This is a genomic window from Lysinibacillus sp. NPDC058147, assembly GCF_042884205.1.
Taxonomy (GTDB): domain Bacteria; phylum Bacillota; class Bacilli; order Bacillales_A; family Planococcaceae; genus Lysinibacillus.
Window position 1 is genome coordinate 1 of sequence record NZ_JBHVUJ010000019.1, and the last position, 7,057, is coordinate 7,057.

The following is a 7,057-nucleotide window of genomic DNA, read 5'->3' on the forward strand; positions in this document are numbered from 1 at the left end:
GGGAAGCCCCCAACTACCATCGGCGCTAAAGAGCTTAACTTCCGTGTTCGGTATGGGAACGGGTGTGACCTCTTTGCCATCATCACTAGACTATTAGTTTTCAATATACTTCGTATTTTGAAACTCTTATGTATTTCGTTTTGAAGTTTATTACCTGTCCTTCAAGACAAGAATTATTGTATAACGTTTTCTAACATTGTGCAACACCTTTTTATAAAAAAAGAGAAAATAATACTTTTTGAAGATATTTTTGTAATGTAAGAGAAATTATCACTCTGCTATTTATTATAGCAATTGTTCAATTAAATGAAAACAATTAATTTATCAGTTGTATTTTTATCTATTTTGATTCATTAAAAAAGCTGATTTCCGATATGAGCTACTCCTTTCCGACTGTCGAGCCGCTTCGCTTTTCGCAGGAATCTTTAATCTTCGACAGAATCACTCAAGAGTAGCCCTTCGTTACAATCCACTTAAAAAGCAAAATATAAACAAAAAACTATTTATAGATTCATTTAACATGTCTGTTAATTTATCATTCGAAATTTTTTAATTATAACTTTCAGGTTTTTTCTTATCAAATTAAACCCTAATTTTACTGCTCAGGTGATAGACACTTCTGACGTTGCACTTTCGTTACCAAAAACATCTGCTAAAGAAGCTAAATAACAGAAAGCGCCATTTGTAATCGATCAATTTCCTCAAATGTTGTTGCTGGACCAAAAGATATTCTAAAAAACTGACGTGCCGCTTCCATAGAATAGCCCATTGATAAAATCGCCTTCGTTCCAGATTCACTATGAATATCACAAGCACTTCCTGTGGAAATACATATCCCCGCTTCATTTAATTTTAACAAAACGTATTGCCCTTCTACTCCTTTCATCAATACACCACAAATATTAGGCAATTGCTCCTTACTCTCAATTATTTGACACGTTTCTTGTAAATTTCCCTTAAAGCGTTGACGTAATGCTTCATAATGCTTCCTCTCATATTGATAATCTTCAATCGCCGTAGCAAAAGCGACAATAGCTGGGGTATCTAGTGTTCCTCCCCTTAACCCACGCTCATGCGTGACACCTGGTGCTAATGCAGGAACACGGAGCTTAGGATTAAGATAGATAGCTCCACATCCTTTTGGCCCACCTATTTTATGAGCTGAAACGGTAATAGCATCTACTTGCTGTTTTAACGAGAGTTTACAAAAAGACTGTACACAATCGACATGTAAGCGGACATTTAATTGTTTGGCAATCTCGGCAATTTCTTCTATCGGTTGAATAGAGCCTATCTCTGAATTTACATGTTGGATAGTGATTAAAGCCGTATCTTCTTGTATTGCTTCTCGTAGTTGCTCCACATGAATACACCCATTTTGCTGTAAAGGTAATTTTGTAACTACAAACCCCATCTTTTCAAGTGTATTTAAAGCCGCATGTACAGATGTGTGTTCAGCTTGTGATGAAATAATGTGCTTCCCTTTATTTGACGCTAAAGCTAATGACAAAATCGCAATTAAATTGCCCTCAGTTCCGCTTCCAGTAAAAATGACACCATCACTATTTACTCCAAGAGATTCTGCTACGACAGCTCTTGCCTGTTCAACAAAATAATGCGCTTGTCCCCCTAGATCATGTAAGCTTGCACTATTTCCATAATACTGCTTTGCTACCTCACAATATGCTTTAAGTGCTTTTGGGGTCATTGGAGAAGTTGCAGCGTAATCTAGATAAATCATCTTATTCTTCCTTTCTAGTTTATCAGGTCTTGTTTTCTCTTTTATTTTATGTAAAGATATGTGTCAAGACAACTGTAAAGAAGGTATGTGTATGGATGTAATGACAGATGTACTTATTATTGGTAGCGGTATTGCTGCACTTCAAACTGCTCGACTTCTCGAAGGACATTTTCAAGTTCAGATCGTTACAAAATGTTCAGTTAAAATGAGTAGTTCTTATCGTGCTCAAGGTGGTATTGCTGCCGTTACAAGTCAAGAAGATCATCCCAAGTTTCACATTGCTGATACGTTGACTGCTGGTGAATATCATCATGAAAGAAGGAATGTTGAAGTACTAATAGAAAACGGCACAGAAATTATGCGCGATTTAATAAATGAGGGCTTCCCAGTTGATCGACAAGTTGATGGAGCCCCTGCTCTAGGTCTTGAAGGGGCACATAGTCACCACCGCATTTTACATGCAGGCGGTGATCGTACTGGCCAAGTAATGATAGATTATTTGCTCAATCAACTTACATCTAATGTCGTTGTGAATTGCTATGAAATGGCTTACGAGCTTTTATTGAATACAGATGGAGATTGCGTTGGCGTTTTGACAAAGGGGCCTGAGGGAATGAAGCGCTATCTTGCCCACCATGTCATTCTCGCGACAGGTGGTGCAGGTGCTATTTATTCTTGTACGTCTAACTTTGCTACGAATACTGGAGATGGTATCGCTTTAGCATACCGTGCAGGAGCTGCCATCAGTGATATGGAATTTATGCAATTTCACCCCAGCTTACTTTGGTGTGAAGGGCAGGCTAAAGGTTTAGTCTCTGAAGCTGTACGCGGTGCCGGTGGAATATTTGTCGATGCACAGCGTCATCCCATAATGAAAGGCATACATGAACAGTTGGACTTAGCACCACGCCATATTACTGCACATGCATTATTTAATAAACGTACTGCTGGGCAAGAAACATTTATTGATATTTCAAGTATTGAACACTTTGAAATAAAATTCCCTACGATTGCTCAGCTTTGCTTTGACAATCATGTTAATTTACAAGATGGATTAATTCCTGTAGCACCAGGTAGTCATTTCTTAATGGGTGGTGTTGTTGCTGATGACAAAGGAAGAACTTCTATTCCTAATCTATATGCAATCGGAGAAGTTGCTTGTACAGGGGTGCATGGTGCTAATCGTTTAGCTAGTAACTCTCTTTTAGAAGGAATTGCGTTTGGGCAAAGAACAGCCCAATACATTATTCAAACAGGTTGCAAGCAAAATAGTTTCTTGGTCGATGACAAACATCACCAACAAACAATGCCATCATTATTTACAAAAGATCAATTACGACAAATGATGATGCACACATTAGGCATTGTGAGAAATCCTAGTGATATGCAACACTTCGTACAACAATTGCCCTCAATGCAAACACTTCTTCATGTTGATTTAGACGGCTTGAATCGACATGAACTTGAACTATACATGATGCATATTGTCGCTACATTAATGGCACAGGCAGCCATTACACGAAAAGAAACTCGAGGAGCACATATTCGCATTGATAAACCACAAAATGATCATCAGTGGGCAAACCGCTGGATCATTTTTCAACAAGGACAGATGAAAGTGAGGAATTCATTATATGAATATCATCAAACTCGAGGAATTGCTCAAGCAATTTTTTAATGAGGATATAGGCGATGGAGATTTATCGAGTGAATTTATATTTTCACCAGAACAGCAGGGATCTTTTTCTTTTTATGCGAAAGAAAGCGGCATTTTTTGTGGAGCCCTTATTATTCAGCATGGATTTCTTCTTCTTGATCGGTCAATGGATATTAACCTTTATAAACATGATGGTGAAAAAGTAAATGCCGGTGATGTTCTTGCTGTTATTCAAGGGCCTCTTCAAAAGTTATTAATGGGTGAACGTGTAATATTGAATCTTATCCAGCGTATGTCTGCTATTGCTACAGCTACAAATTTAGCGGTGCGAGAAACAGCAGGTACTAATGCGAAAATATGCGATACACGTAAAACAATGCCTGGAATGCGTATGTTAGATAAATATGCTGTTAGAATCGGAGGCGCCTATAACCATCGCAATGGTTTATATGACGCGATAATGTTAAAGGATAATCATATTGCTTTTGCAGGTAGTATTACAAAGGCCGTACAGGCAGCCCGTAAGAAAGTCGGTCACACCATTAAAATCGAAGTAGAAATTGAAACAAAAGCACAGCTAGATGAAGCAATTGCAGCTGGTGCAGATATTATTATGTTTGATAATCGTAGCCCTGAAGAAATACGTGAATGGCTTCCAGCAGTTCCTCCACATATTGCTACAGAAGCTTCAGGCGGCATTTCGCTTGATAACTTAAATACCTATGCTGAAACAGGTATTCAATGGATTTCACTTGGAGCGCTAACACATTCGGTAACAGCCTTTGACATTAGTGCACTTGTACAAACGAAAGGAGCTAGTTCCATTGTCCATCACTAGTTTATTACAACAAACGTCACTACTACCAGAGCATTATCGTGCATTATCTAAAATTGACATGGAATCTCGTATTCTAGCAATTAAAAAGAAATTAGGCAGAAAGCTCTTCATCCCTGGGCATCATTATCAAAAAGATGAAGTGATTCAATTTGCAGATACAACAGGTGATTCCTTACAGCTTGCTCAATTATCAGCAGCAAACAAGGAAGCTGAACATATAGTATTCTGTGGCGTACACTTTATGGCGGAAACAGCTGATATGCTTACAACTGAACAGCAGCATGTTTATTTACCTGATATGCGTGCAGGCTGTTCAATGGCAGACATGGCAGACATATATCAAACAGAACAAGCATGGCCGATTTTACAGGAACTCTTTGGCGATACCATTATCCCTCTAACATATGTCAATTCTACTGCTGCCATTAAAGCATTTACTGGGCGACATGGTGGAGCCTGTGTAACATCGTCCAATGCAAAAGAAATGGTTAAATGGGCATTTACGCAAAAGCCACGTATCTTTTTTTTACCAGATCAACATTTAGGTAGAAATACTGCGTATGATTTAGGAATACCGCTTGAAAATATGGCCGTTTGGAATCCTCATACAAATATGCTTGAGACAGATCAATCTCTAGAAAACATTCAAGTCATCTTATGGAAGGGACACTGCTCTGTACACGAAGGTTTTACAGTTCAGCATACGGACTTTATACGTAAAGTTCATCCAAATATGCGTATCATTGTTCATCCTGAATGTAGTCGAGAAGTTGTCGCCGCTGCAGATGAGGCAGGTTCTACAAAATACATTATCGATACGATTAATAAGGCATCTAGTGGCTCAGCATGGGCAATCGGTACGGAAATGAATCTCGTTAGTCGTATTATCAAGGAGCACCCTGATAAGCAGATTATCTCTTTAAATGAGAATTTCTGTCCTTGTCTTACAATGAATCGAATTGACCTTCCACATCTACTTTGGTCCTTAGAAAGTATAGAAAAGGGGCAGCCACATAATCGTATTCAAGTAGATGCTCACATTGCGGAAGAGGCACGTAGCTCACTTGAGAGAATGCTATTAAAAGCTTAAGAACAAATGTGTTACAGCTTTTACATCCGGCCATAGAGATCAAATCAACCTCGAGGATGTAACGTTTTAACCTAGACTAAGACCTATGTCCAGGGGTATCTACAATTAAAAATCTATAGTTTCTCTAATAATAGCAAAACGTCTACTCATTTCTGGTAGACGTTTTGCTATTATAGTTATTTAGTAGTCTTCTAGGTGACATGTTGCAATGTTTGTTTTCAATGTAATCAATTTCAACATTTATTTAAACAATTGTTTATGAGAAGAACATTAGAATCTTAATCTTTTATCAACACCTATATAGAATCTTAAAAACTATCTTTATACAAAAAAATGCAGCAGATGTAAATTACATCTACTGCATTTCAGTATGACCCGTACGGGATTCGAACCCGTGTTACCGCCGTGAAAGGGCGGTGTCTTAACCACTTGACCAACGGGCCAATGGCGGAGAAGGAGGGATTTGAACCCTCGCGCCGGTTACCCGACCTACACCCTTAGCAGGGGCGCCTCTTCAGCCTCTTGAGTACTTCCCCACAAAAAAATGGCTCCGAAGGCAGGACTCGAACCTGCGACAACCTGATTAACAGTCAGGTGCTACTACCAACTGAGCTACTTCGGAATAATGGTGGGCCTAAATGGACTCGAACCATCGACCTCACGCTTATCAGGCGTGCGCTCTAACCAGCTGAGCTATAGGCCCTTGGAGCGGGTGATGAGAATCGAACTCACGACATCAGCTTGGAAGGCTGAGGTTTTACCATTAAACTACACCCGCATATGGTGGGTCAGGACGGAATCGAACCGCCGACACTTAGAGCTTCAATCTAATGCTCTACCAACTGAGCTACTGACCCATATTTTTTTAAAAAAATGGCGGTCCCGACCGGGATCGAACCGGCGATCTCCTGCGTGACAGGCAGGCATGTTAACCGCTACACCACGGGACCATTTGGTTGCGGGGGCCGGATTTGAACCAACGACCTTCGGGTTATGAGCCCGACGAGCTACCACTGCTCCACCCCGCGTTAATAAAATAATATATTCTTTTCGAGTTTTTCAAGCACCTTTTAAATATAAACTGGAGGAGGTAGAGGGATTCGAACCCCCGCGCGGTGTTACCCGCCTGTCGGTTTTCAAGACCGATCCCTTCAGCCAGACTTGGGTATACCTCCGTAATATTATATAAATGGTGGACCTTGCAGGACTCGAACCTGCGACCGGACGGTTATGAGCCGTCTGCTCTAACCAACTGAGCTAAAGGTCCTTTAAGATGGCGGCAGAGGGGATCGAACCCCCGACCTTACGGGTATGAACCGTACGCTCTAGCCAGCTGAGCTACGCCGCCAGGATCTTTATACTGGTTATCTTTTATGGTGGAGCCTAGCGGGATCGAACCGCTGACCTCCTGCGTGCAAGGCAGGCGCTCTCCCAGCTGAGCTAAGGCCCCATAAAATGGTCGGAATGACAGGATTCGAACCTACGACCCCTTGGTCCCAAACCAAGTGCTCTACCAAGCTGAGCTACATTCCGATAAATATTAATTTGGCGCGCCCGACAGGAGTCGAACCCATAACCTTCTGATCCGTAGTCAGACGCTCTATCCAATTGAGCTACGGGCGCTAATTGTTGAAATAAAAATGGTGCCGAGGGCCGGAATCGAACCGGCACGGTAGTCACCTACCGCAGGATTTTAAGTCCTGTGCGTCTGCCAGTTCCGCCACCCCGGCA

4 protein-coding genes, 15 tRNA genes and 1 rRNA gene are annotated in these 7,057 nt (G+C 40.9%); 3 read left to right on the top strand and 17 right to left on the bottom strand.

Annotated features, from left to right (window positions below):
- Window positions 1-90 (bottom strand): 5S ribosomal RNA (rrf, locus tag ACFVT8_RS24335); the annotation flags it as partial.
- A gap of 571 nt (window positions 91-661) precedes the next feature.
- On the bottom strand, window positions 662-1,741 hold the full coding sequence (locus ACFVT8_RS24340; protein WP_387086401.1) for a cysteine desulfurase family protein: 1,080 nt from the start codon (window positions 1,739-1,741) through the stop codon (window positions 662-664).
- Between the two features lie 91 nt (window positions 1,742-1,832).
- Here ACFVT8_RS24340 and nadB point away from each other — a divergent pair, with 91 nt between their 5' ends.
- The 3 genes from nadB to nadA are packed head-to-tail and all read left to right on the top strand — an operon-like array spanning window position 1,833 to window position 5,326.
- On the top strand, window positions 1,833-3,419 hold the full coding sequence (gene nadB, locus ACFVT8_RS24345) for an L-aspartate oxidase (protein WP_387086398.1): 1,587 nt from the start codon (window positions 1,833-1,835) through the stop codon (window positions 3,417-3,419).
- On the top strand, window positions 3,376-4,236 hold the full coding sequence (gene nadC / locus ACFVT8_RS24350; protein WP_387086395.1) for a carboxylating nicotinate-nucleotide diphosphorylase: 861 nt from the start codon (window positions 3,376-3,378) through the stop codon (window positions 4,234-4,236). Before nadB ends, nadC begins: the two co-directional genes overlap by 44 nt.
- Complete coding sequence (gene nadA, locus ACFVT8_RS24355; protein ID WP_387086392.1) at window positions 4,223-5,326, top strand: quinolinate synthase NadA; 1,104 nt, start codon at window positions 4,223-4,225, stop codon at window positions 5,324-5,326. Before nadC ends, nadA begins: the two co-directional genes overlap by 14 nt.
- A 371-nt stretch (window positions 5,327-5,697) precedes the next feature.
- On the opposite strand, the gene ACFVT8_RS24360 is transcribed toward nadA, so the two are convergent.
- The 15 genes from ACFVT8_RS24360 to ACFVT8_RS24430 form a co-directional block, all read right to left on the bottom strand.
- Window positions 5,698-5,769: transfer RNA gene (locus ACFVT8_RS24360), tRNA-Glu, on the bottom strand.
- 2 nt (window positions 5,770-5,771) lie between these two features.
- Window positions 5,772-5,862: transfer RNA gene (locus ACFVT8_RS24365), tRNA-Ser, on the bottom strand.
- 9 nt (window positions 5,863-5,871) lie between these two features.
- Window positions 5,872-5,948, bottom strand: a tRNA-Asn gene (locus ACFVT8_RS24370).
- A gap of 4 nt (window positions 5,949-5,952) precedes the next feature.
- Window positions 5,953-6,029: transfer RNA gene (locus ACFVT8_RS24375), tRNA-Ile, on the bottom strand.
- Window position 6,030: 1 nt separating this feature from the next.
- A tRNA-Gly gene (locus ACFVT8_RS24380) sits at window positions 6,031-6,104 on the bottom strand.
- Window positions 6,105-6,107: 3 nt separating this feature from the next.
- Window positions 6,108-6,183, bottom strand: a tRNA-Phe gene (locus tag ACFVT8_RS24385).
- A gap of 17 nt (window positions 6,184-6,200) precedes the next feature.
- Window positions 6,201-6,276 (bottom strand) — tRNA-Asp (locus tag ACFVT8_RS24390).
- A 3-nt stretch (window positions 6,277-6,279) separates the two neighbouring features.
- Window positions 6,280-6,354 (bottom strand) — tRNA-Met (locus tag ACFVT8_RS24395).
- A 54-nt stretch (window positions 6,355-6,408) separates the two neighbouring features.
- Window positions 6,409-6,501: transfer RNA gene (locus ACFVT8_RS24400), tRNA-Ser, on the bottom strand.
- A gap of 15 nt (window positions 6,502-6,516) precedes the next feature.
- Window positions 6,517-6,593, bottom strand: a tRNA-Ile gene (locus ACFVT8_RS24405).
- A 7-nt stretch (window positions 6,594-6,600) separates the two neighbouring features.
- A tRNA-Met gene (locus ACFVT8_RS24410) sits at window positions 6,601-6,674 on the bottom strand.
- Window positions 6,675-6,700: 26 nt separating this feature from the next.
- Window positions 6,701-6,776 (bottom strand) — tRNA-Ala (locus tag ACFVT8_RS24415).
- A 6-nt stretch (window positions 6,777-6,782) separates the two neighbouring features.
- Window positions 6,783-6,859: transfer RNA gene (locus tag ACFVT8_RS24420), tRNA-Pro, on the bottom strand.
- A gap of 13 nt (window positions 6,860-6,872) precedes the next feature.
- Window positions 6,873-6,949: transfer RNA gene (locus tag ACFVT8_RS24425), tRNA-Arg, on the bottom strand.
- Between the two features lie 18 nt (window positions 6,950-6,967).
- Window positions 6,968-7,056, bottom strand: a tRNA-Leu gene (locus tag ACFVT8_RS24430).
- Window position 7,057 lies beyond the last annotated feature (1 nt).